Source organism: Dellaglioa carnosa, from assembly GCF_026948345.1.
Lineage (GTDB): Bacteria > Bacillota > Bacilli > Lactobacillales > Lactobacillaceae > Dellaglioa > Dellaglioa algida.
In genome coordinates this window covers 1-1,788 of the sequence record NZ_JANXLI010000012.1, presented here as the reverse complement: position 1 = coordinate 1,788, position 1,788 = coordinate 1, and the positions used below count along the sequence as shown (strand labels likewise).

Here is a 1,788-nt window from a genome sequence, read left to right as displayed (position 1 = left end):
CTCTCAAAACTAAACAAATTTTCGACAAGTGTGTAGGTTTCCGTAATATTCCTTAGAAAGGAGGTGATCCAGCCGCAGGTTCTCCTACGGCTACCTTGTTACGACTTCACCCTAATCATCTGTCCCACCTTAGACGGCTGGCTCCTAAAAGGTTACCTCACCGGCTTTGGGTGTTACAAACTCTCATGGTGTGACGGGCGGTGTGTACAAGGCCCGGGAACGTATTCACCGCGGCATTCTGATCCGCGATTACTAGCGATTCCAACTTCATGTAGGCGAGTTGCAGCCTACAATCCGAACTGAGAACGGCTTTAAGAGATTAGCTTAACCTCGCGGTCTCGCAACTCGTTGTACCGTCCATTGTAGCACGTGTGTAGCCCAGGTCATAAGGGGCATGATGATTTGACGTCATCCCCACCTTCCTCCGGTTTGTCACCGGCAGTCTCATTAGAGTGCCCAACTAAATGCTGGCAACTAATAATAAGGGTTGCGCTCGTTGCGGGACTTAACCCAACATCTCACGACACGAGCTGACGACAACCATGCACCACCTGTCATTCTGTCCCCGAAGGGAACGGCCTATCTCTAGGTTTGTCAGAAGATGTCAAGACCTGGTAAGGTTCTTCGCGTTGCTTCGAATTAAACCACATGCTCCACCGCTTGTGCGGGCCCCCGTCAATTCCTTTGAGTTTCAACCTTGCGGTCGTACTCCCCAGGCGGAGTGCTTAATGCGTTAGCTGCAGCACTGAAGGGCGGAAACCCTCCAACACTTAGCACTCATCGTTTACGGCATGGACTACCAGGGTATCTAATCCTGTTTGCTACCCATGCTTTCGAACCTCAGCGTCAGTTACAGACCAGAGAGCCGCTTTCGCCACTGGTGTTCTACCATATATCTACGCATTTCACCGCTACACATGGTGTTCCACTCTCCTCTTCTGCACTCAAGTTATCCAGTTTCCAATGCATTTCTTCGGTTGAGCCGAAGGCTTTCACATCAGACTTAAAAAACCGCCTGCGTTCGCTTTACGCCCAATAAATCCGGATAACGCTTGCCACCTACGTATTACCGCGGCTGCTGGCACGTAGTTAGCCGTGGCTTTCTGGTTAGATACCGTCACTAGGTAAACAGTTACTCTTACCTACATTCTTCTCTAACAACAGAGCTTTACGATCCGAAAACCTTCTTCACTCACGCGGCGTTGCTCCATCAGACTTTCGTCCATTGTGGAAGATTCCCTACTGCTGCCTCCCGTAGGAGTTTGGGCCGTGTCTCAGTCCCAATGTGGCCGATCACCCTCTCAGGTCGGCTACGTATCATTGCCTTGGTGGGCCTTTACCTCACCAACTAGCTAATACGCCGCGGGTCCATCCAAAAGTGACAGCTTACGCCGTCTTTCATTATCAAACCATGCGGTTTAACAAATTATGCGGTATTAGCACCTGTTTCCAAGTGTTATCCCCCTCTTTTGGGCAGGTTACCCACGTGTTACTCACCCGTTCGCCACTCATTGTCTTCGGTGAGTGCAAGCACTCGGTGAAGAACAATGCGTTCGACTTGCATGTATTAGGCACGCCGCCAGCGTTCATCCTGAGCCAGGATCAAACTCTCATATAAAAAGTTGATTGCTCTTATTGTTTTGTTACTTTTTGAAACTAGCGAATTGACTTCGCAAATGTTTGCTCTTAACTCTTAGTTAAGAGACCCTACACATTTGATTTGTCGAAAATTTGTTCAGTTTTCAAAGATCTACTTGGTTGCTTTTGACAACTTTTATATCATATCAA

1 rRNA gene is annotated in these 1,788 nt (G+C 48.5%); it reads right to left on the bottom strand.

Features of this window, described 5'->3' with window-relative positions:
• Nucleotides 1-56: 56 nt before the first annotated feature.
• Nucleotides 57-1,618: ribosomal RNA gene (locus N0K80_RS07780) — 16S ribosomal RNA — on the bottom strand.
• Nucleotides 1,619-1,788: the final 170 nt, after the last annotated feature.